General features: G+C 53.8%; 20 protein-coding genes. 18 read left to right on the forward strand and 2 right to left on the reverse strand.

Features of this window, described 5'->3' with window-relative positions:
• The first annotated feature begins 128 nt into the window (after window positions 1-128).
• The 11 genes from KXU80_RS24780 to KXU80_RS24830 all read left to right on the forward strand — a co-directional run bounded on the left by KXU80_RS24780 (window position 129) and on the right by KXU80_RS24830 (window position 12897).
• Window positions 129-2228 (forward strand): right-handed parallel beta-helix repeat-containing protein, encoded by a 2100-nt coding sequence (locus KXU80_RS24780; RefSeq protein ID WP_219835768.1) that lies wholly within the window; start codon window positions 129-131, stop codon window positions 2226-2228.
• Window positions 2229-2427: 199 nt separating this feature from the next.
• Window positions 2428-2967 carry a hypothetical protein gene (locus KXU80_RS24785; RefSeq protein WP_219835769.1) on the forward strand — a complete coding sequence of 180 codons (540 nt, stop codon included), beginning with the start codon at window positions 2428-2430 and terminating at the stop codon, window positions 2965-2967.
• Window positions 2968-3036: 69 nt separating this feature from the next.
• Window positions 3037-3303: a helix-turn-helix domain-containing protein gene (locus tag KXU80_RS24790; RefSeq protein ID WP_219835770.1), complete on the forward strand. Its 267-nt coding sequence runs from the start codon at window positions 3037-3039 to the stop codon at window positions 3301-3303.
• 185 nt (window positions 3304-3488) lie between these two features.
• Window positions 3489-4271, forward strand: coding sequence for a right-handed parallel beta-helix repeat-containing protein (locus tag KXU80_RS24795; protein WP_219835771.1), 783 nt, complete (start codon window positions 3489-3491; stop codon window positions 4269-4271).
• On the forward strand, window positions 4226-5974 hold the full coding sequence (locus KXU80_RS24800; RefSeq protein ID WP_219835772.1) for a sensor histidine kinase: 1749 nt from the start codon (window positions 4226-4228) through the stop codon (window positions 5972-5974). Before KXU80_RS24795 ends, KXU80_RS24800 begins: the two co-directional genes overlap by 46 nt.
• Window positions 5946-7502, forward strand: a complete 1557-nt coding sequence (locus tag KXU80_RS24805) for a response regulator (RefSeq protein ID WP_219835773.1) — start codon at window positions 5946-5948, stop codon at window positions 7500-7502. Before KXU80_RS24800 ends, KXU80_RS24805 begins: the two co-directional genes overlap by 29 nt.
• A 4-nt stretch (window positions 7503-7506) precedes the next feature.
• Window positions 7507-8349, forward strand: a complete 843-nt coding sequence (locus tag KXU80_RS24810) for a carbohydrate ABC transporter permease (protein WP_258171143.1) — start codon at window positions 7507-7509, stop codon at window positions 8347-8349.
• 18 nt (window positions 8350-8367) lie between these two features.
• Window positions 8368-9399 (forward strand): Gfo/Idh/MocA family protein, encoded by a 1032-nt coding sequence (locus tag KXU80_RS24815; protein WP_219835774.1) that lies wholly within the window; start codon window positions 8368-8370, stop codon window positions 9397-9399.
• Window positions 9400-9415: 16 nt separating this feature from the next.
• The gene (locus KXU80_RS24820) at window positions 9416-10405 is read left to right on the forward strand and encodes a zinc-dependent alcohol dehydrogenase (protein ID WP_219835775.1); all 990 of its coding nucleotides are present in this window, start codon (window positions 9416-9418) and stop codon (window positions 10403-10405) included.
• A 24-nt stretch (window positions 10406-10429) separates the two neighbouring features.
• Window positions 10430-11206 (forward strand): sugar phosphate isomerase/epimerase family protein, encoded by a 777-nt coding sequence (locus KXU80_RS24825; RefSeq protein ID WP_258171493.1) that lies wholly within the window; start codon window positions 10430-10432, stop codon window positions 11204-11206.
• Window positions 11203-12897 (forward strand): sugar phosphorylase, encoded by a 1695-nt coding sequence (locus KXU80_RS24830; RefSeq protein ID WP_258171144.1) that lies wholly within the window; start codon window positions 11203-11205, stop codon window positions 12895-12897. The genes KXU80_RS24825 and KXU80_RS24830 overlap by 4 nt, the downstream gene beginning before the upstream one ends.
• A gap of 95 nt (window positions 12898-12992) precedes the next feature.
• On the opposite strand, the gene KXU80_RS24835 is transcribed toward KXU80_RS24830, so the two are convergent.
• Window positions 12993-13256: a hypothetical protein gene (locus tag KXU80_RS24835; protein WP_219835777.1), complete on the reverse strand. Its 264-nt coding sequence runs from the start codon at window positions 13254-13256 to the stop codon at window positions 12993-12995.
• A gap of 530 nt (window positions 13257-13786) precedes the next feature.
• Here KXU80_RS24835 and KXU80_RS24840 point away from each other — a divergent pair.
• From KXU80_RS24840 to KXU80_RS24850, 3 genes are all read left to right on the forward strand, one after another.
• On the forward strand, window positions 13787-14572 hold the full coding sequence (locus tag KXU80_RS24840) for a transglutaminase domain-containing protein (protein ID WP_219835778.1): 786 nt from the start codon (window positions 13787-13789) through the stop codon (window positions 14570-14572).
• 230 nt (window positions 14573-14802) lie between these two features.
• A complete protein-coding gene (locus KXU80_RS24845; RefSeq protein ID WP_219835779.1) occupies window positions 14803-15375 on the forward strand; it encodes a GNAT family N-acetyltransferase in 573 nt (190 codons plus the stop codon).
• On the forward strand, window positions 15372-16436 hold the full coding sequence (locus KXU80_RS24850; RefSeq protein WP_219835780.1) for an LLM class flavin-dependent oxidoreductase: 1065 nt from the start codon (window positions 15372-15374) through the stop codon (window positions 16434-16436). Before KXU80_RS24845 ends, KXU80_RS24850 begins: the two co-directional genes overlap by 4 nt.
• Window positions 16437-16617: 181 nt before the next feature.
• Here the strand turns inward: KXU80_RS24850 and KXU80_RS24855 are convergent, their stop codons facing one another.
• On the reverse strand, window positions 16618-17778 hold the full coding sequence (locus tag KXU80_RS24855) for a conserved virulence factor C family protein (RefSeq protein WP_219835781.1): 1161 nt from the start codon (window positions 17776-17778) through the stop codon (window positions 16618-16620).
• Between the two features lie 181 nt (window positions 17779-17959).
• Here KXU80_RS24855 and KXU80_RS24860 point away from each other — a divergent pair, with 181 nt between their 5' ends.
• From KXU80_RS24860 to KXU80_RS24875, 4 genes are all read left to right on the forward strand, one after another.
• The gene (locus KXU80_RS24860; protein ID WP_219835782.1) at window positions 17960-18883 is read left to right on the forward strand and encodes an MBL fold metallo-hydrolase; all 924 of its coding nucleotides are present in this window, start codon (window positions 17960-17962) and stop codon (window positions 18881-18883) included.
• 75 nt (window positions 18884-18958) lie between these two features.
• Complete coding sequence (locus KXU80_RS24865; protein WP_219835783.1) at window positions 18959-20581, forward strand: ABC-F family ATP-binding cassette domain-containing protein; 1623 nt, start codon at window positions 18959-18961, stop codon at window positions 20579-20581.
• Window positions 20582-20789: 208 nt separating this feature from the next.
• Window positions 20790-21278: a zinc ribbon domain-containing protein gene (locus tag KXU80_RS24870; protein ID WP_219835784.1), complete on the forward strand. Its 489-nt coding sequence runs from the start codon at window positions 20790-20792 to the stop codon at window positions 21276-21278.
• 278 nt (window positions 21279-21556) lie between these two features.
• Window positions 21557-22132: a hypothetical protein gene (locus KXU80_RS24875; protein WP_219835785.1), complete on the forward strand. Its 576-nt coding sequence runs from the start codon at window positions 21557-21559 to the stop codon at window positions 22130-22132.
• The last annotated feature ends 134 nt before the right edge of the window (window positions 22133-22266 follow it).

Below are 22266 nucleotides of genomic sequence, written 5' to 3' on the forward strand. Positions count from 1 at the left end.
TTGCGAATCGCTCCGCGCAGCGAATGATTAAATTCACAGCCGCACGCGCAGCAGCGAGCAAAAAGCGCAGTTGGCGCGAAACACCGCGTTTGTCATGCTTAGCCTATGTGAAAGGGGATGGATGTAGGATGGGACAAACGACGAATGCGCTTGATTATTATGTAGACGCTGTCCATCGACATGAACAAGGTGACGGCTCAGTGCAGCGGCCATGGCTTGAATTGACACAGGCGCAAGAAGCCGTCCGCGAGAAACTGGCAGCGGGTTTCACCGGGCCTGTGAATGTCTGGATCGGAGCGGGCACGTACCGGCTGGAGAAGCCGCTGCGCTTCGATGCGGGAGATTCCGGCACTGGGACATCCTGCAAGGTTAGCTACCGGGCAGCGCCCGGCGCTCGTCCCGTCATTTCCGGTGGACGCGCGCTTACCGGCTGGGAAGATGCCGGCGACGGCGTCTACCGCTGTTTGATCGGCTGCGATGCACTGCGGCAATTCGGGCATACGTTGTTCGAGAACGGCGTAAGAGCGGTAGAAGCCCGCAGTCCCAAGCAGGGCTACCATGTCGTCGAGGGAAAGCGGGACGGCGGCAGCGGCCTGGGGTTTCGTTTCAAGCGGGGCGATGTGCCTCCTATTGCGGATGGCGATCAGGACGGACTCAAGGTGTTTATCTGGCCGGGCGAGGGTGAGTGGAACTGGTTTTCGGAGACGAAGCCCGTCGCCTCCGTGGATTGGGAGCAGGACATCATTACCTTCCGGGATCCGGCGCCGTGGGGAATTGATAAGGGCTCGCGCTATCGGCTGCAAGGTGCGCGGGAGCTGCTCACGGAGCCAGGTGAATTTTACCGGGACGAGCGGGAGGGTTATCTGTACTATATCCCGAGGGCGCTTCCTATTGAAGCGCAGGATATCGTGCTTCCGCAGATGATGCGGGTGATCGACATTGCGGGAGCCGGGCCGGCTGTCGGCGGGCGCGATGCATCGGACGGCATCGTGCGTCATCTCGAATTTCGCGGGCTCACCGTGGAAATGTCGGATATGCTGCCGTCTTACCGGATGCCGGTTTCCAATCGGGAACGCGACGAGGCGCGCGAAGGCTTGGTCAGGATCGAAAATGCGGAAGAGATCACGATCGCGGATTGCACTCTGCGCCATGCCGGGCTGAGCGGCATCGTCTTGAACGGCTGCTGCAAGGAAATACGGATCGAGAATAACGTCATTGAGCACGTTGGCTATAACGGTATTTACGCCATCGGCTATGCACCGGGAGAGGGGCCGTTCGGCAGCGCGGCAGAATCGGATGTCAATTGCGGCCAAGTTATCGCGGGCAATACCGTGCGTTCGGGGGGAGAGCTCATTGGTCATGGCACAGGTATCCAACTCTATCAGAGCGGGGTGTGCACCGTCTCGCGCAACGTCATCAGCGGCATGCCGCGCTACGGCATTTCGCTCAAGGGCTTGCGTTCCAAGGCGATGGAGCCGTCCTATTACGGGACGGAGGTAACGTGGGACAATCATTGGACGTTTCTGCACGCTCGCAATAATACCATCATCGGCAATGATATATCGGATGTCATGAAGGACAGCCAGGACGGCGGCATGTTCGAAGCTTGGGGGGCTGGACTCGGCAATCGGATCGTGGGCAATCGCTTCCACGACAGCGGGATCTATTTCTCGGTGGGCTACTGCGTTTACTTGGACGACGCCGCGGACGGTTTTCTCGTCGCGCGCAACGTCATTCATGATTTGTACAGCGCCGGCTCGGGCTCCTTGTGGTTTGTGATCTTTGCGAAAGGAATCGACAACGTCATCGAAAACAATCTGCTTGTGCGCAACGCAGCCAAAGCGGCGATCGGCACGCAGGAGATGGCCGGCGAGCCGAATCATAATCTGACGGTGCTGCGCAATGTCGTGATCGATTCGGGCGAACAGCTCTATCATTTCATCAATTGGAGTGACGCCCGGCTGGCGGAGGCGGACTACAATCTGTTTTATCGTTCGGACGGCGGTGTACCCACGGTCAGCGGCTTTTACGGCGGGGACACCTACGGGAAAATTCCGATTCCGTGGGAGGCGTGGCGCGCATTTCTCGGAGGACGGTTCGATGCCCATACCTTATCCGCGCCGCCGCTCATGGAAGAAAGGGAGCGCGGGCAATTCCGGTTTGGGCCGGAATCGCCGGTGTGGCTGCTTGGTTGGCAGCCGCTTGGGGCGCCCGGGCAGTCTGATTAAGGAAACGCAGGACAAAGCTCCGCTTTCTCGGCCGGCAAGCCCGTCCGCGAGGGCGGATTTTTGCGTCTCTGGCGATAGAAAGCTTGTGAACGGAGCACTGGACTTGCGTAGGACTTGCAGACGCCATCCGAACGGAGTAATCTAGAGGCACATTGGGAATGCGGCTGAACAGCCGGCATCCATAAAGGAGCGTGCGGGCGTGGCTGTTCGAACGGAGAAGCTGGCTAAAGTGCCGAATGATCTAATTCATGCGCCTTATCATCACGGCATTTTACAAATGAACGGCATAAATGTGGTGGAATCCTGCTCGCATGCGGATACGCTTCGCGGCTCGATGTATTTGGAGGACCATATGCTGCTGTTTGTCCTTGAGGGCAACTATACGGTGCGTTTCGGCGCCGAGGAGCATGTCATTCATAAGAACGAGATGGTGCTGCTGCAGAAAGCCATCGTCGTCGATTACGAGAAATCGGGCGAGCCCGCTGCCGGCAATTTACTCGATTATATGATGTTCTTCTTGAAGGACGAGCTGCTTGCCGCATTTATTCAGATGGCGGACCTGAAGTCATCCCGGCCTGCCGCGCTTGTGCCGATTTCGGTGAATGCGGTGAACGACCGGCTGATCAGCTTTATCGAATCGCTTAAGCCGTATTTCAAGGAATCGGACCGGATTGGCGACAACTTGATGAAGATGAAGCTGCTGGAGCTATTATTTGACGTGGCGGATGCGAACGAGTAATTCCTGCTTCAGTTTTTCCAGCTTAAGCATAAGGAGCGCCGAAGCATCGCGGAAGTGATGGAGGAGAACGTGACGAGCCCGGTGACGCTGCAGGATTTGGCTTATCTCTCGGGAAGAAGCTTGTCCACGTTCAAACGGGAATTTCAAGCGCTCTACAACACCTCGCCCTTGCAGTGGATTCGCGGCAAACGACTGGACATGGCAAGGGATATGCTGACGCATACGTCCATGTCAGTCACGGATGTATGCTTTACCACGGGCTTCGAGAACGTCGCACATTTCTCCAAGGTGTTCAAGGAGCGCTTCGGCGTCTCGCCTTCAGCGGTCAAGAAGTGACAGTCATCACGCAGGAAGAAGCCGGCAGCCAAGAGGCTTGCCGGCTTCTTCTATAGCGGGAGCGCAGGTGCAGCGGATTAACGTTTCGTTGGCTTTACCGGGACGAGCGGGAGGGTTATCTGTACTATATCCCGAGGTCGCTGCCCGTCGAAGCGCAGACCATCGTTCTGCCGCATATGCTGCGGGTGATTGACATCGCAGGCTCGGAGCCGGGGGCCGACGGGCACGAGGCGGCGGAAGGCATCGTACGTCATCTCGAGTTTCGCGGACTAACCGTAGAGATGTCGGATATGCTGCCGTCTTACCGGATGCCGGTCTCCAATCGGGAATGCGACGAGGCGCGCGAAGGCTTGATCAGGATCGAAAATGCGGAAGGGATCACGATCGCGGATTGCACCCTGCGCCATTCCGGACTGAGCGGCATCGTCTTGAACGGCCGCTGCAAGGAGATTCGTATCGAGAACAATGTCATCGAGCAGCTCGGCTTTAACGGCATCTACGCCATCGGCTATGTGCCGGGAGAGGGGCCAATCGGCAGCACGGCGGAATCCGACGTCAATTGCGGCCATGTTATCGCGGGCAATACCGTGCGCTTAGGGGGAGAGCTCATCGGCCATGGCACGGGTATCCAGCTCTATCAGAGCGGGGTGTGCACCGTCTCGCGCAACGTCATCAGCGGCATGCCGCGCTACGGCATTTCGCTCAAGGGCTTGCGTTCCAAGGCGATGGAGCCGTCCTATTACGGGACGGAGGTAACGTGGGACGATCATTGGACGTTTCTGCTCGCTCGCAATAATTCCATCATCGGTAATGATATATCGGATGTCATGAAGGACAGCCAGGACGGCGGCATGTTATACTCACGGGTATTAAGGAGCAGAGACAGCCTTGCTCGCCTATGCTTCATAAAAGGGTGGACGCGATGTTCAGAACTTTTTTGTTTAGCTTTCGCAACAAAATTCTGCTGATTATCTTATTCATTGGAGTTGTGCCCATCTCGGTAACCGGACTATTGGCAAGCATCAAATTTAATCATCTTCTGGAAAACCAAGCGCATGAAATTACACGCAAGGCCTTGCAGCAAAGCGAGGGCTATCTGAGCATGTACTTCTCGGAAATCGAGCAAATCGGCATCTTCGCTTCGACGAACGACCAAATCGTGAGCATATTAAAAAAGGACAAGTTTGCTTCCACCTACGAAAAGGTTGCAGACGCGAATGAAGTAAGCAACGAAATGAAGCAATACTTAAAAACGCGGTCGGATATAGAAAGAATGGAAATCCTGGGCTTCAACGGTTTCAGCTATGCAGGCGGGTATTCCAATAAGCGCCTCGATCTGTCGGAGACCTGGGTGAAGGAAGTGACCAAACGAAACGGGAAGCCCTACTGGTATGCAATCAACGATGGTGAGTTTATGGTCTATTCCAGGCTGATCACAAGCAATAAATTCAACGAAACGTTGGGCTTTGTCCGTATTATCGTACCCAGTTACCGGCTGGAGTCCGTATTGAATAAGTTTCAAGCGATGGACAAGGGCTTCTTGTTATTAATCGACCATCACCTGAACCCGATCATCGGGAGAAGCCAAGATGCGAAGGAGCTGACGCGTTCGCTGACTTTCGAGGATTCGGAGAAGAATGGGTATCTCGCATTCCGCGGCAATCGGATGCTTATTACGCGATATGAGGTGGATAAAACCGATTGGATGTTCGTATCCGCCGTTCCCATGAACGATATTTTGCAGGGCACAGCGCAAATACGCCAGTATTTTCTCAATACGGTCATTATCATTTTACTAGTTACGATCACGATCGCAATATGGACAACCCAGCGATTTACCAGACCGTTCAAGCAATTTATCCGGTTAATGAAGGACGTAGAGAAAAACAATTTCAAGTCGAGGATGGAAGTCACGACAAAAGATGAAATCGGTCAGCTGGCTGTCAGCTACAATAGGATGGCGCAGCGCGTAGACAGCTTGATCAAAGAGGTCTACGAGCAGCAAATCCTAAAGAACGAAGCGGAATGGAACGCGCTGCAGACGCAGATTAATCCCCATTTTCTATATAATACGCTCGACTCTATCAATTGGATTGCAAGATCGCATAAAATAACCGAAATCGTGAAGATGGTTACCGCTTTATCCAAGCTCTTCAAACTTTCGCTGTCGAAAACGGATAAACTGATTACGGTGGCGGAGGAGCTGTCGTACATCAGGTATTACTCTCAAATTCAAGAGACCCGGTTCTCGGACAGAATCAGCATCATCGTGGATGTGCCCGACTCGGTCATGCAGTATCGGATTCCCCGGTTTATTTTGCAGCCTTTGGTCGAGAATTCGATCGTCCATGGGCTGGAACGCAAAGAAGGACAAGGGCAGGTGCATATTAAAGGCGCGGAAAATGGGGATAAACTCTTTTTCATTATCCAGGATAACGGCGTAGGCATCCCCGAACCGAAATTGAAAACGCTTCTATCGATGAACGGGAAGGACCATAACCATTTGGGCTTATCGAACGTGGATGAAAGAATAAAGCTCCTTTACGGCCAACAATGGGGCCTGAAGATCGACAGTATAGAAGGAGAAGGCACCATCGTGGAAGTGTGGCTGAAGAAACATATGCTAAGGGAGGCACCTACGGATGACGTATCATATCCTAATCGTAGATGATGAACCGATCGTTCGGAACGGCTTGGTCAACTTCGCTTGGGAAACCTTTGGATTCGAGTGCGTCGGCGCATGCGGCAACGGCAGAGAAGCGCTGGAGTGGTTGAACTGCAATGCGGTAGATGTCGTGCTGACGGATATCAAGATGCCGGGAATCGACGGGGTTGAGCTGAGCGGTCATATTCAGGAAAGATACCCCGATATTCTTGTCGTCTTATTAACCGGCTATAACGAATTCTCGTATGCCCAGCGTGCGATTAAATCGGGCGTGTTCGATTATTTACTGAAGCCGGCGGAAGACTCCGAATTCGAGAACGTGCTGGCCAAGTGCACTGAAGCGCTGCGGGAAAGGGAAAGAAGCAAGGAGCTTCTCCATGTCCTTTCCCATCATTTCTTATTAAGCCGTCAACAGGACGAAACGCATTTGTCCGATGAAACCTGGCAGCTTGTTCAGCGGCAGCTTTCGCTGCGGCAAGAGCAGCCTTTCCGGCTCCTCTTAGCTTGCCTGGTAGAGGAGAGCTCCAGCTTGAGCGCTCATGAATGGTTCGGTCATTGGAATTTCGTACGAATCAGCAAGAGAGAATGGGTGTCCTTAAGCCCGCAGGAAGCCATCGAATCCATCTTGCAAACGTTGACCGAACGCGAGCACTCGATCAGCATCGGGATCAGTTCGCTCAAAACCAATAACGGCGAGATTTCCGGTGCCTTCATAGAAGCGAATAAAGCCTTACAGCACAAATTCCTGTCGCCCGACGAACGGATATTTCATTATGACGAGCATTCCGGGGAAGGAAACGAATGGCAGGTACTATCCGATATTCTCAAGAAAATCATCCTCTTGTCCAATCGCCTGAACGCGCTGAATCCCGGCAGAGTGGAGGAACAGCTGTCGGAAATCATGAATGAACTCGAGTCGAAGGAGATTTCGGAGAAACAGATTAAGCAATTCACCGTATATTATTTGCCATCCATCATCGGCGGCAGCGTAGCCGTAGCGATCATGTGGATGCAAATATTCGGGCGGGAAGGATTGATTAACGTATTCCTTCAGTTATTCGGTATTAAGGGAAAAGACTGGATATTCAATCCGGATTCTGCATTGTATACGATTGTTATCTTAATGGTCTGGCAGTTCGGTTCTTCTATGCTTATTTTCTTGGCCGGATTGAAACAGGTGCCCAAAGAAATGTATGAGGCCGTCTCGATCGATGGGGCGGGACGATGGAAAACCTTTTTGCGCATTACCCTGCCGTTAATCTCACCCGTCATTTTCTTCAACCTGGTCATGCAGACGATTCAAACCTTCCAAACGTTCACGCAGGGTTATGTGATTACTAAGGGCGGTCCGGTGGATGAAACGCTGTTCATGGTGATCTACATTTATCAGCAAGCCTTCAGTTCGCTGAACATGGGCTACGCGCAGGCCATATCGTGGGTGCTGCTCGGCATTATCGGAGTTGCGACGATCATTAATTTCGCTGCTTCCCGTTATTGGGTGCACTACGAAGATTCCGGCGGAAAGAAAGGATAACGCTATGATTTCACGAGTAAAGCAAATACCCAAGCATATTCTGCTCTCCGTATTCGGCCTGATGATGGTATATCCGATCTTATGGCTCTTCTTCGGAAGCTTCAAAAATAACGACGAGATCTTCGGGAATGTATCTCTATTTCCCAAAGGGCTGCAATGGTCGAATTATCATGACGGTTGGTTTGCCATCAATGAAACGCCCTTTCATGTATTCTTCGCCAATTCGTTCATCCTCTCGTTTACGATTTTGTTCGGCTCTATCTTTTCCTGTTCGTTCGCGGCATACGGATTTGCCAGAATCAGCTTTCCGCTCAAGAAAGTATGGTTCGGCGTTCTGATGATTACGATCATGTTTCCGAAACAAATCATTATCATTCCGCAATTTCTTATGTTCGCTAATCTGGGCTGGCTCAATTCTTATTTGCCGATGACGATTCCGGCTTGGCTAGGCGAATTTAACGGCGCGTTTTTTATTTTCCTGTTAATCCAATTCATTCGCGGGATTCCGCTGGAGCTCGATGAGGCGGCCATCGTTGACGGTTCCGGGAGAGTCAGGTTTTTCTTTCTTATTCTACTGCCGCTGCTTAAACCGGCGCTGTTTACGATCTCGATCTTTGCCTTTATGTGGTCCTGGGACGATTTCTTCTCCCACCTGCTGTATATCAATTCCGTGAGTAAATATCCGGTAACACTTGCTTTGAACATGTTTTTGGACAATACGGGCAAAACGAACTGGGGTGCGATGTTCTCCATGTCCTTCCTCTCCATTCTGCCGCTTTTGCTTATTTTCTTCTTCGCCCAAAAGCATTTCGTAGAAGGGATATCGACTACGGGGTTAAAAGGGTAGCGGAGGAGGACAGCCATCATGACAACGACCATGAACTTCGCGATCGTCGGGTACGGCATGATCTCCGCTATTCACGCGAGGAGTATTCAAGAGCTGCCTGGAGCCAATTTAATCGCGGTCTATGGGCATAACAGGGAAAGAGCGCAGGCCTTCGCCGCTAATTATGGAGCGGCCGCTTACGACGATTATGAGCGGATGCTGGAAAACGCGGATATCGATATCGTCTGCATCCTTACGCCTAGCGGGAGCCATGCGGAACTCGGTATCGCGGCGGCCAAGGCCGGCAAACACGTCATCGTCGAGAAACCGATCGCGATTACCCTGGAAAGCGCCGACCGGTTGATCGAGAGCTGTAAGGTTAACAACGTAAAGCTGTGCTGCATTTCCCAGCATCGTTACGATCATGCCATTATCGCATTAAAGAATGCGGTAGATTCGGGACAGCTAGGGCAATTGAACTTCGGCGCGTCGCATACGAAGTGGTACCGCACCCAAGCGTATTATGACAATAACGAATGGCGCGGCACATGGGCATTGGACGGCGGCGGCGCATTAATGAACCAGTCGGTTCATTATATTGACTTGCTTCAATATATCATGGGTCCCGTGGACGAAGTTTTTGCGTACTGCGCAACAAGAGCGCATGCGGGAATTGAAGTGGAAGATGTCGGAGCGGCCACGGTTAAATTCAAATCCGGCGCCATCGGGCTGATAGAAGGGAACACGTCAGCCTACCCAGGGTTCTCAACGCGGTTGGATATTTACGGCAGCGACGGCGGTGTCATTATTGAGAACGATGAAGTAAAAGAGTGGAAGCTGCGAAACGAAGGCTTGTACGAGCCTCCGAAGACGAAGGTGGAATCGATAGTCGGGGCATCCCGCGCGGACATCTCGCATCATTCCCATAAGCTGCAGATCGCCGACTTTATGAAGGCCATCAGAACCCGTCAAGAGCCATTGGTGAACGGATTGGAAGGCAGGAAGACGCTGCAAATCGTATTATCCCTCTATGAGTCGGCTAGAACGGGTAAGCCGATTCAAATCAAATAAGGACAGGTGAAGGCTGATGAAATATCATGTGCTGACGAGTGAAGAACCAGGAGCGATCGCACTTAAGGAGCTCGAACTTGCGGAGCCCGGAGATAGTGAAATACAAGTGAAAATTCATGCCTCCTTAATCAGCCCCGGAACGGAAAGAGCCTTCGTGCTGAATATGGAGAATACGTCGGGGGAGTACCCGATGTATCCCGGCTACAGCTCGGCAGGCGTCGTTACAAAAATCGGAAAAGCGGTCACCGATTTCAAGATCGGCGACCGTATCGCTTGTCACGGAATTACCCATCGCTCTTACGGCAACATCCGTCAAGCGCGCGCAGCGAGAATACCGGACGGGGTATCGTTCGAGATGGCTGCCTTTACTTCGCTTGGCGTTATTGCAACGCAAGGCATTCGCAAAGCGAGAATCGAGCTGGGAGAATCAGCGATGGTTATCGGACTCGGAATTATCGGACAGCTGGCGGTTCAATTGGCGAAGCTTAACGGAGCCATACCGGTAATCGGCGTTGACCGCGCGGACAACCGAATCGAGCTTGCCAAGCGCTCCGGCGCAGATCTGACCCTTAACAATGCCGAAGCCGATTGGAGGGAGCGGCTGCTTAAGGAAACCGAAGGCAAAGGCCCCCATGTCGTCATTGAAGGGACGGGAGTCCCTGAAGTCATCAGCACCGCTTTCGAGACAGCCAGGGATTTCGGACGCGTTGTTATTCTAAGCAGCACCCGCGGCAACAGCACGATTAACTTCTACCGGGACGTTCACAAGAAGGCGTTAACGGTCATAGGAGCTCATATTTCGGGCAATCCGATCGCGGATTCCAGACCGGGCTTCTGGTCGTGGCGGGATGATGCGGCCGCGTTTCTGAATCTCTTGAAATACGGAAGATTGTCGCTTGAGCATCTGATTACGGATCGGGTTCACTGGCAGGAAGCTGAGAAACTCTACCGTGAAATGCTGACCTCGAACGCAGCTATGATTGGAACGCTTATCCAGTGGGATTAGAGATTAAGGAGCTGAATCTTGTTTATGTATACATTCGGTTGGTGTAGAGGCATCGAAGAAGCCGAGATTCTGCGGTCTGCCGGCTTCGATTATATCGAATGCGCCCTGACGGCATTAAAGCTAGAAGATGATCTAGCTTATCGGGAATTGCTGCCCCGTTATCTGGACAGCCCGCTGCCGGCAAGCGCGTTTAATTTGTTTTTTCCTTCCGACCTGAAGGTGGTCGGTCCGGACGTCGATGAGCAACGCATTCACCGTTATGTAGCCAAAGCCGCAGAGGCGCTTCACCTTGTCGGCGCCAGGATCTCCGTTCTCGGAAGCGGCCGTTCCAGGAGAGTTCCGGAAGAGTGGGAGAAGGCGAGGGCAGAAGAGCAGTTCGCTAGATTGCTAGAGCGGATAGCGGACGAGTTCACGGGTACGGGAGTCGTTCTGGCTCTGGAGCCGTTAAATCGCAGAGAATGCAATTTAGTCAACAGCGTCGAAGATGCATGCCGGTTCGTCCAATCGATTAATCGCGCCCCGATTCGGGCGCTGGCGGATTTCTACCATATGGACGAAGAAAACGAGCCCTTCCAGACGTTAATTGATCATAAAGCGTGGCTCGCCCATATTCATCTAGCGGATACGGGACGCCTGTCGCCGGGAACCGGCCGGTACCCCTACGCGGAATTCGCTGCCGATTTGCGCAAAACCGGATATGACGGCATGATCTCGGCCGAGTGTACGGTCAACGAAATCGGCGAGTTCGCACCGAGTCTAGCATTCATGAAACGTCATTTTGTAGAGAAGGGACTTGCATGATGAATACGATGCCGATGATCCCGCAAGCCGCGAAGGGCAGCCTGTTAGATAAACTCCATGTATTATACGGAACCCAAAGCGCGGCAACGCTGGCGGAAATCGAAAGCCTGCTTCATGAGTTCGGCCGGTTGCCGGCTAAACCATGGGTGTCCGAAAATGACGTGTTACTCATTACTTATGGCGATTCCATTAAAGAAGACGGGCTTGCGCCGCTTGCTACCTTGAAGGAATTTTTACGGCAATATGCGAAAGATACGATTACGGGCGTGCACATCTTACCTTTCTATCCTTATACATCCGACGACGGTTTCTCGGTGGTCGATTATGCGAAGGTCAATCCGGAGCTTGGGGATTGGGAAGACGTTCAGCGCTTGTCCGAAGATTTCGATCTCATGTTCGATGGGGTCATAAACCATATTTCCAAGAGCAGCGAATGGTTTCAAGGCTACTTAAACGGGGATGCCAGGTACGCCGATTATTTCACGGAGGCGGATCCGAGCTTGGATTACAGCAAGGTGACCCGTCCAAGGAATTTGCCGCTGCTGACCCGCTTTACGACCAAGAACGGGGAGAAATATATTTGGACGACGTTCAGCGAGGATCAGATTGACATCAACTTTCAGAATCCGAAGGTGCTGCTGGATATTCTGAAGGTGCTGCTTCTCTATGTTAACAACGGGGCACGCTTCATTCGCCTGGATGCCATCGGGTTCTCATGGAAAAGGCTGGGCACCACATGCATGCATCTTGACGAATTGCACACGTTGGTCAAGCTGATTCGGGAAGTCCTGGATATCACGGCTCCGGGTACAATCCTTATTACCGAGACGAATGTGCCTCATAAAGATAATATCAGTTATTTCGGCAACGGCTTTGACGAAGCGCAGATGGTTTACCAGTTTCCCTTGCCGCCGTTGACCTTGTTTTCCTTTCATACGAAGAGCGCCGTCAAGCTTATGCAGTGGGCGGAGCAGCTAGAGCCGACGTCGGCAGGTACGACTTTCTTTAACTTCTTATCTTCACATGACGGGATCGGCATGAGGCCGGTCGAGGATCGACTGACTTCCGCCGAGAAGCAATTAATGGTCGATAAGGCCGTAGAGCACGGCGGCCGAGTCTCCTATAAGGATAACGGGGACGGCACGACCAGCGCATACGAATTGAATGTGAATTACCTGGATGCCCTATCCCATCCGAATGATCCCGACGATGTCCGGATTAAGAAGTTTCTAGCGGCGCATGCCATCCTGCTATCCATGGCCGGCGTACCCGGAATCTACATCCACAGCTTGTTCGGTTCGAGGAACGACTACGCGGGACTGGAACAAAGCGGCATCAACCGGCGTATCAATCGCGAGAAGCTGAGTAAGGCGGACGTATGCGAGGAGCTGGAATCCGAATCGTTACGAAGCGCAGTGTTCGCCCGTTTCTCGGCATTAATTCAACTGCGACGCCGTCAGAATGCTTTCAGTCCGCAAGCAGCTCAGAAGGTGGTAACGTTCGATGAACGCATATTCTCGGTGGTAAGGGAAAATGCGGAGTCCGGAGATTCGATTCTGGCGCTTGTCAACGTATCTGACGAGAACGTGCAGCTCCGCATCGATTACGCGGGACAAGAGCTCATTACAGGCAAGGCGGTCGGCCAATCGATCGAGCTGCTTCCGTATCAGTTCATGTGGATCAAACGATAAGACGGGAATGGCCAGGGACGAACATCACGCAGGAAGAAGCCGGCAGCCAAGAGGCTTGCCGGCTTCTTCTATAGCGGGAGCGCAGGTGCAGCGGATTAACGTTTCGTTGTGCGTTTTTTGGAAGTGGATTTTTTAGCGGATGTTTTAGCTCTTTGTTTGCTGGAGACGCGGCACATAACGTCTTTCTCGCTATACACATAAGAGTGCTGGTATACAGGGCAGCAGTGATGTTGTTTAACGACTTCGACTTGTTGGATGACGTTGACCAGCTGCGGATGATAGTAGTTTTCATAGAGGGTGATCGGAGGATCATAGACGTTTTGTGTAGGGCAGTCAGGACAGAAATAGGAGTCGCTCATTTGTGTTCACTCCTTTCTCTCATTCAGTTCTCTACAGTTTATGTAGCAGAGGAGGAAGTTGTCTGTATGACTGTCTCGGATGGACAATGGCCCTCGGGTATGGATGACAGGTATGGACAATGGCCGTGTTTTGGCCGTTCTGAACCGCTCCAGCGTCGTAGGCTTCGTCAGTGCGGCTGCGTCTTCCATATCTTTCATCGTAATCTGTTCATCTTCAATCGGAAAATGAGATCGCGTGCTTCTTCATCGGGCGGAGCAACAAATACGAGACGGTCAAACCTGCCGGGACGTTTAACCGACTGCATGCGCGACTGAGCGAACTGTTACGTTTATCGGTCAATTGCAGCTGCCGCATGATGCATGCAGGGTCGGTTCCTCCAAGGCGCGGAATCCGTTTAGAAAAATTCGCTGCCGTGAACAAATTAACTTTTTCTTCCTTTCTTTCTTTATCCTCTTGCCCGCAATGGGTATACTATGGATAGTGAGCACGTCCGGGACTTGGGACTGAGCCGGTGAAGGAGGGGAAGAAATTGCTGCTGCGTATGCTGACGAGATTAGGATTCATAGCTTTGCTTCTCTTCATTGGTTTAGGTTCCGATTTTGACCGTGGAGCTGTTCATGCAGCACATACGGAGAGCAATCTTTCGGCGTTGAAAACAGCCATCGTGCGGCAAGTGGGGCTTCAGCAAACGGAAATCGATATGGCCTACAGCGGGGACCGTAAGCAATTGTCCGCAAAGATCGGCGAGCTGCTGCAGGAGGTTTTTGCTTCGGATGAGTACATCGCTTATATTGTCGACTCCTATTTGTATACCATCAGAACCTGGGGCCCTACGGTCAAAATCAAGCTGACGGTGACCTACAGGGAATCCGCCGAGCAGACGAAGCTTGTCAATCGGCGCGTCGAGCAGTTGCTGCCTTCCATCGTTTCTTCTAGCATGACCGATACGCAGAAGGTACGGGCAATCCATGATTGGATCGTTTCCCACGTCTCCTTCGACACGACGTTTCAGCGGTATACCGCCTTTGAAGCCTTGAATGCCGGCAAGGCCGTCTGCCAGGGCTATTCGCTGCTTGCCTATAAAATGCTTGCGTCCGCGGGGATTGAAGCCAGAATTATCGAAGGCAAGGTGGAATCTGGCAGCCATGTGTGGAACCTCGTTCATCTGGGGAGCCATTGGTACCACATGGATGTGACGTGGGATGATCCCCTGCCGGACCGACCAGGCATGGTGAGCGAGAACTACTTCCTGAAATCCGATGCGGAGATAAGAAAAGATCATACGTGGACGAAATCTTATCCTTCGGCTGGTTGAGTCCCGGCCTTGAGTGTCGGATGGATGAGCGTTCTCAGCAAAATCTTAACGCAAGGACAATACGGTGGCATCAGCCGTATTGTCCTTTTTGTTGTGGGCGAAGTCTAGGTATTTAACGATTCGATCGTTCGATAGAAAATGCCGATTAGACGTCGATGCCGGTTGCGAGTATCATATCCATAATAGTAGATGAGAATACTTGGTTTAATGACCATGAAGAGGTGGAACCGATGACCGAACGATACAGACTGGCCGTGGAAGCGGACGCGGAGCGGCTGTTTACGATTACTTACGATGCTTACGCGACAATTCGCGAGCTGGAACTGCACTGGCCTGCGGCCAATGCGGACTTGAAGCTGATTCAAGACAACTTGAGCGGGCACGATTGCTACGTGCTTGAACTGGATGGCGATATCAAAGCGACGGTAACGCTGTCTAAGGGGAACGAACTGAAGGGTTTGACCGATCTTCCGTTTCTCAGATGGTTTGCGGTCGATCCAGCCTATCAGGGCCGAGGCTTGGGAGGAAAGCTGCTCGACTGGGTGGAACGGACGGTCGCAGAGCAAACGGGAGCTCCCGCGGTTACGCTTGCGACGGCGGAGAAGCATCCGTGGCTGCTGACAATGTACAAGCGGAGAGGCTACGAGAGTTTCTATGCCTTCGATCCCGGGAACGGCGATGGTACGATGCATTTGATGCGTAAGCCGATTGCCCTGGATTCGCTAGCGAATGAGCAGGATCGCGTGGAACGGAGCCTAGCGGATAACCTGGCGATCCCGGCCGAAAGGCGGCTGGGCGAATGAAAATTGCCGTGTTCAGCCTGCTCATGAATGTGCCTAACGCGGTAACAGGGGAGTCACTGACCCCGCAGGCGAAATTCAACAACGTTATTCGCCAGGCGGTATTGGCCGAATCGCTGGGATTCGATGCCTACGGCATCGGTGAACGCCACGGCTCTCCGTTCCTGTCCTCATCGCCCCCGGTCATACTCGCGGCAATCGCCGCTCGAACGTCGGAAATTCGGCTGCTGACGACGGTCACCGTGCTGAGCGTGCTTGATCCCGTTCGAGTGGCGGAGGATTACGCGACGCTGGACCACCTATGCGGCGGGAGGCTCGAGCTGATTATCGGCAAAGGAAACGACCCCCGGCACTATCCGCTCTTCGGGATTACGGAAGAAGAACAGTGGGATTCGCTGGCGGAGCGCTACGAGCTGCTTCGCCGGTTATGGGACGAGGAGGGAGTTACTTGGGAAGGGCGTTTCCGCCCGAAGCTCGATCATGTCACGACGCAGCCGAGGCCACTGCAGCAGCCCATTCCGATTTGGCACGGCAGCGCGTCGAGCACGCTGTCAACCGAACTCGCCGCCAGGTACGGCGAACCGATATTCTCGTCGAACTCGTTCCATCCGATGGAGAAGTACAAAGCACTGATCGATCATTACCGGGAACGCTGGGCGTATTACGGACGGGATCCCAAGGATGCCGTCGTCGGCGCGGGGGCAGGCAGCTTGTTCATCGCGGGAACGCGCGAGGAGGCGCTGCGACGCTATCGTCCCTATTACGAAGCGCTTCAGGCCACCGCGGCTGCGCAGCACAACAAGTCGCCGTTCACCGATTTGGAGGATACGGTGGCGAACGGGCCGGCCCTGATTGGCAGCGCCGACAACGTCATCGAGAAAATCCTGACTTACCGCGAGGCGTTCGGGCACGAGGTGCTCAGTATCAGCGTGGACGGCCTGACGGAAGACGAGCAGCAGGAACAGCTGCACCGGTTCGCCGAAGAAGTAGTGCCTGTGCTTCGCCGCGAGATTCCAACTAAGGTCTGGGGCGATAGGAAGCTAATCGGCAGCTCGTCTATGTAATAGCAACGACTTGTTACATGTGCCACCGGCAGTCCAATCATACGTAAACGTCAAAGAGGGCTTTCCCGAAACGGCAGCACGGCTGCCGTCGGGAAAGCCCTCTTTGATTGGGGATGGCGCATCCGTTGCCGCGCAAGGCGATTGCTCAGCGGAAGCATAATTCTGCCGAGCCGTCGCGGCGTTATTGCCCGCCTTCACGGGTTCTGGCAGCCGTGATTTGCTGCCAGACCGAACCGGCGGCTTCTTCGCCGCGCTCGATGCGCTCGAGCGCGATGCGGGCCTGCAGGCTGACCTCGAATTCCGGGTCGGCCGCAGCAGCTTGCAGCGCCTCTACGGCGGTGTCGTCTCCGACCTCGTAGAGGAAGCGCGCCGCGCGCCAGCGGACCAGCTTGTTGCGGTCGCGCAGCGCTTCAATCATCGGTCCGATCGCGGCGGGGTCGCCCAGATCGGACAGCGTGTCGCCGGCGGTGCGCCGGACGGATGCCGATGCGTCCCGCAGCGCAGCGATGAGCAGCGGCATCGCCTCCGGCAGGCGCAGCTCGCCGAGGTAGACGACGGCGAGTCTCCGGATGGAGACGTTGTCGTCCGTGATCGCCGCGGCGAGCTGCGGCAGCATCGCCGGCTGCGGCGCGGTGCGGTTCAGCGCCTCGTAGCGGACGGACCAGTCCGGATCCGCGAGCCGCTCAGCGAGCTCCTCGGCGCTGAGCGGCGCGGGCCGAACGGCAGGCGCCGCGGCGACCTCGGCTTCGCCTGCCGATCCGAGCGCGAGCGCCGCCTCGACAAGCGCGTCCAGCCGCTCTTGCGGATAGGCGGCTTCGAGCTCCTTCACGAGCTCGGCTGCGATTTCCTCCGGCTCGCCATAGCGTACGCCGAGCTCCTCCAGCTTGCGCTCGCGGATCATCGAGGCCGCGGCAGCGCGAGTGACCGCGTCGGTGAACGCAGCGGTCATCGCGGCGCGCGCTTCGCCGCCCGGCGTGCGTACGCGCACCTGCATCGGAATACCCCGATACAGCTGCACGAACGCATGCGCCTCGCCGAAGGATTCCCCTGCGCCGGCAGCGCCTCCGCTGCCGTCACCGGCTTCTTCGCTGTGCAGCACGGCCCGCGCCGCAGCTAGGATGCGCTCCCAGTCCGCCCCTGGCTTCCGGTCGAGCGCGATGAAATCCGTCGTGCGGAACAGCCCCCGCACGCCATCTATAGCAAGCAGGCTGCGCAGCGGCTCAGGCGCTTTGCCGGCATCCTCGAGCGAATAGCTGAAGCGCTGGCCGGCGGGCAGCTTTTCATCCACGTTCAGTTTCATTGAATTGGGACTTGGCGTCGGTTCTATGCCGATCAGTTTCATGGCGGTTACCTCCGTATAGATGCATTCTTCCTCTTAGTGTAAACGATTCGGTGCGCGAATCACAATTCGCCCGCTTAAGACGACCCCGTCGTTTGATTATGAGAGGCAACATTGGTATCTTTGAGATAGAGAGACCCTGTCATCGGAGTCATAGAGATCTACGAAATGGGAGATGTAAGAAATGCGATATCATAATTCCAATCCGACGGCCGTCCCGAGGACCCTCAAGGAAGTCAGGCAATGGCGGAGAGAACGCGCCGGCAAAATGAAACAGAAGGATTATTCCTACCGAGTACCGGTCGCCGATCCAGATCTGATCTACCTGCACAGCAATAACGAAGAACCGTCACTCACTTGGATCGGCCACTCCACGTTTCTCATTCAGCGGGCAGGCCTCAACATGATTACCGACCCGATCTGGGCGGATAAGCTCGCTTTCCATAGACGACTGTCTCCCCCGGGTCTGGCTATTACGGACGTGCCGCCGATCGACGTCATTCTGATATCGCACTCTCATTACGATCATTTGAATATCGCAACGTTGAGGCGGCTGACCGGCAGCAAAATGCTCATCGTTCCGCTCGGCCTTGCCGACAAGCTGCGCCGCAAGGGCTTCTCTTCCGTCATCGAGCTGGATTGGTGGGAGAAGGCGACCTTCCGGGGCGTGGACATCACGTTCGTTCCTGCGCAGCACTGGACCAGGCGCACGCTGACCGATACGAACGCTTCCAGATGGGGCGGATTCGTCATCGAGAACAGCGGCTCGCCGACCGTTTACTTTGCCGGAGACAGCGGTTATTTTGACGGTTTCAAGGAAATCGGCAGCAAATTCCGGGACATCGAGGTAGCGCTGATGCCGATCGGCGCGTATGATCCCGAATGGTTCATGGGACCGCAGCATGTGACGCCGGAGGAGGCGCTGCAAGCATTCCTCGATGTAGGCGCGCGCAAGTTCGTGCCTATGCACTACGGCTCGTATAAGCTTGCGGACGATACACCGCGCGAAGCGCTGGACCGGCTGGAGGCGGAGGTGCTGAGGCTTGGCATTGACCGCGAAAGCGTACGAATGATGCCCCATGGCGAAACCTGGCGGTTAAACAATTAAGCAACCGAGGCCCTTTTTATGCTATAATGGAGTGATGATTACGAGATTTATTAGTGAAGGACGGGATACCTGAACATGATCAGTACAAGCGGCATAACGCTTCGCTATGGCAAGCGGGCGCTATTTGAAGATGTTAATATTAAATTCAATCCAGGCAACTGTTACGGTCTGATTGGCGCGAACGGTGCGGGCAAATCGACGTTCCTGAAAATTTTATCCGGCGAAGTGGAGCAAACGCACGGCGAGGTTCACATCACGCCAGGCGAGCGTCTGGCCGTATTGAAACAGAACCATTACGAGTACGACGATTTCCTCGTGCTCGAGACGGTTATCATGGGCCATAAGAAGCTCTACGAAGTCATGAAAGAGAAGGACGCCATCTACGCCAAAGCGGAATTTACCGATGAAGACGGCATGCGCGCAGGCGAGCTCGAAGCCGAGTTCGCGGACATGAACGGCTGGGAAGCGGAGTCCGAAGCGGCAGGCATGCTGAACGGTCTTGGCATTCCTCCCGAGCTGCATGACAAACGGATGGCGGAGCTGTCCGGTAATGAGAAGGTACGCGTATTGCTGGCACAGGCTTTGTTCGGCAATCCGCAGATCCTGCTGCTCGATGAGCCTACCAACCATCTTGACATGCTGTCGATCGAATGGCTGGAGAACTTCCTTGGCGGGTACGAAGGCACTGTTATCGTCGTATCCCATGACCGGCACTTCCTGAACCAAGTATGTACGCATATCGCAGACATCGACTTCGGCAAAATCCAGATGTATGTCGGTAACTACGACTTCTGGTACGAGTCGAGCCAGCTGGCGCTTACGCTCATGCGCGACGCCAACAAGAAGAAAGAAGACAAGATCAAGGAGCTGCAGGCGTTCATTCAGCGCTTCAGCGCCAACAAATCCAAATCCAAGCAGGCGACCTCCCGTAAGAAGCTGCTTGATAAAATTTCGCTCGACGACATTCGTCCGTCGAACCGTAAATATCCGTTCATCAACTTCAAGCCTGAGCGCGAGGCAGGCAAGCAGCTGCTTCTGACGGACAGCTTGACGAAATCAATCGACGGCGCGAAGCTAATCGACAACCTGACGATTGCGATCAACAAAGGCGACAAGATCGCGCTCGTGGGACCGAACACGCTGCCGAAGACAATTCTGTTCCAATTGCTGACGGGCGAGCTGGAAGCGGACGCGGGCACGTACCAATGGGGCATCACGACGACGCAGGCGTATTTCCCGAAAGACAACTCGCAGTACTTCGACGGCGTCGAGCTGAACCTGGTCGACTGGCTGCGCCAGTACTCCAAGGATCAGGACGAGAGCTTCATCCGCGGCTTCCTGGGCCGCATGCTCTTCTCCGGCGACGAAGCGCTGAAGAAGGCAAGCGTACTGTCCGGAGGCGAGAAAGTGCGCTGCATGCTCTCCAAGATGATGCTTTCCGGCTCGAACGTGCTGCTGATGGACGAACCGACCAACCATTTGGACTTGGAATCGATTACAGCGCTCAACAACGGCTTGATCGATTTCGACGGCACGCTCATCTTCACGTCGCATGACCATCAGTTCGTGCAAACGATCGCTAACCGCATCATTGAAATTACGCCGAACGGCATTATCGACCGCATCATGACGTATGACGAGTACCTGGAAAGCGCCGAAGTCAAAGCACTTCGCGAACGCATGTATCCAGCAGAATAAGCACAAGCGGACCGCGCTCCTTGGGAGTGCGGTCTTTTTTTGTTGTTCTTGCTGCTGAGAGGCGCTCATACCATAGCAGTAGAGGGACTTCAGCGAGCCTTGCCATCTTGGTTTGGGTCTATTGAAGGATGTGACCCATAGGTGAGGTTTGTGTTAATATGATAGATAATGACAAAGCTAGACGAAATTATGAAGGAGTCGATTCATCATGTCCTTTTTCGATAAAGTCAAACAAGGCGCATCGGACGCAGCCAAGAAGGCCCAGCAGACGGTTGAAATTACGAAATTGAAAGCGCAAATCTCCGGCAAGGAGAAAGATATCGAACGCATTTATACGCAGATCGGCACTGCGATTTATCGCGGCCATCAGGCAGGAGATATCGCGGGCACGGAGGAGCTTGTAGCTGAAAGCTGCCGCCAGGCGGATGAGCTGAACAATGAGATTCATCTCATCGAAGAGCGGATCAAAGCGATTCGTTTCGAGAAGACGTGCACCTGCGGCAAGGTGGTCGCGCTTGATGCGAAATTTTGCCCGGACTGCGGCTCCGCTCTGGCGGAGGAACCGAAGGTGGAGACCACAGTGGGTGAGATCGTGGTCATCTGCAATCAATGCCAGACGGAGAACGAGCTGAATGCGAAATTCTGCGTTTCCTGCGGATCGGGCATGAGTGCAGCCAGCGGAGAACACACCTATTAGCTAGCGGCGGCCATCATCAAATTAAGGCAAGGGATGGTATTCTGTCTGCACGCATCCTTCCTTGCGATGGGTATTATTCGTAAACTAAGGCTCTATGGCACTCGCTTGCCGTAGAGCCTTTTTGTGCTGTAATCAGGCGTGCCTAGCCGCGGCGCTTATCGGTGTAAGAGAAGAAGACTCAATCCGGAAAGTTTTTACGTACATCTGCCGTTACCCTGCTTGGCTGTGCTCATATTATAGGAGTAAAGTGATTCGGCAATAAAACGGAGGGGATACCCATGGCTCAAGAAACGGATGAACTTCAATTTCTCCCTCTAATCAGGCAGAAGCTTACGGGCATCGAGAGCCTGCTGGATGTTGGCAGCGGTCCCTGCTTTATGCTGGAAAATTTACCGTGCAAAAGCATTCTTGCGCTGGAAATTCATCGCCCTTATTTAATCAACCGCGTCACGCAAGCGCCTCATATTATACCCATCAACGTCGATGCGCTTTATATAGGCAGGCTGTTCGTTCCTGGTTCCGTTGAAGCCGTCAGCTTCATTGACTCCTTGGAGCATTTTACGAAGCAGGATGCGTTGCTCATCCTGAAGGAAGCCGAGCAGGCGGCGAAGAAACGGGTAATCGTGTTCACGCCCCGCGGCTACTTCCCTCAGCATAATATCGACCATTACGGGATGAATGGCGAGATTTATCAAACGCATCGCAGCGGCTGGGAGCCGGAGGAGTTCGAAGCGATGAGCTTCCAAGTCACGGTGATGAAAGGGCTCCACGACAATCGGAATCAGGCGTTCACGCATGCATTCGGAGACCGGCATGAACCTGTGGATGCATTGCTTGCGGTAAAAGAGCTGTAGGTTGATAAGCATTTCAAAAAAAAAATACGAAAAATTAAAGAACCAGACAAAAAGTCTGGTTCATTTGTGTGCTGTAACGGTTAATTATGGGATATATATATAGTAATGTCCTTGGTCATTCATATCACGTTGGA

Source organism: Paenibacillus sp. R14(2021) (assembly GCF_019431355.1).
Taxonomy (GTDB): domain Bacteria; phylum Bacillota; class Bacilli; order Paenibacillales; family Paenibacillaceae; genus Paenibacillus_Z.

Bases quoted from the DNA above. Each gene is read 5' to 3' on its own strand.
- KXU80_RS24810 (WP_258171143.1), top strand. From the start codon at position 7,507: ATGATTTCACGAGTAAAGCAAATACCCAAGCATATTCTGCTCTCCGTA.
- KXU80_RS24835 (WP_219835777.1), bottom strand. From the start codon at position 13,256: ATGAGCGACTCCTATTTCTGTCCTGACTGCCCTACACAAAACGTCTAT.
- KXU80_RS24850 (WP_219835780.1), top strand. From the start codon at position 15,372: ATGAAAATTGCCGTGTTCAGCCTGCTCATGAATGTGCCTAACGCGGTA.
- KXU80_RS24860 (WP_219835782.1), top strand. From the start codon at position 17,960: ATGCGATATCATAATTCCAATCCGACGGCCGTCCCGAGGACCCTCAAG.
- KXU80_RS24875 (WP_219835785.1), top strand. From the start codon at position 21,557: ATGGCTCAAGAAACGGATGAACTTCAATTTCTCCCTCTAATCAGGCAG.
- KXU80_RS24820 (WP_219835775.1), top strand. From the start codon at position 9,416: ATGAAATATCATGTGCTGACGAGTGAAGAACCAGGAGCGATCGCACTT.
- KXU80_RS24780 (WP_219835768.1), top strand. From the start codon at position 129: ATGGGACAAACGACGAATGCGCTTGATTATTATGTAGACGCTGTCCAT.
- KXU80_RS24855 (WP_219835781.1), bottom strand. From the start codon at position 17,778: ATGAAACTGATCGGCATAGAACCGACGCCAAGTCCCAATTCAATGAAA.
- KXU80_RS24830 (WP_258171144.1), top strand. From the start codon at position 11,203: ATGATGAATACGATGCCGATGATCCCGCAAGCCGCGAAGGGCAGCCTG.
- KXU80_RS24845 (WP_219835779.1), top strand. From the start codon at position 14,803: ATGACCGAACGATACAGACTGGCCGTGGAAGCGGACGCGGAGCGGCTG.
- KXU80_RS24825 (WP_258171493.1), top strand. From the start codon at position 10,430: ATGTATACATTCGGTTGGTGTAGAGGCATCGAAGAAGCCGAGATTCTG.
- KXU80_RS24815 (WP_219835774.1), top strand. From the start codon at position 8,368: ATGACAACGACCATGAACTTCGCGATCGTCGGGTACGGCATGATCTCC.
- KXU80_RS24865 (WP_219835783.1), top strand. From the start codon at position 18,959: ATGATCAGTACAAGCGGCATAACGCTTCGCTATGGCAAGCGGGCGCTA.
- KXU80_RS24800 (WP_219835772.1), top strand. From the start codon at position 4,226: ATGTTCAGAACTTTTTTGTTTAGCTTTCGCAACAAAATTCTGCTGATT.
- KXU80_RS24870 (WP_219835784.1), top strand. From the start codon at position 20,790: ATGTCCTTTTTCGATAAAGTCAAACAAGGCGCATCGGACGCAGCCAAG.
- KXU80_RS24805 (WP_219835773.1), top strand. From the start codon at position 5,946: ATGACGTATCATATCCTAATCGTAGATGATGAACCGATCGTTCGGAAC.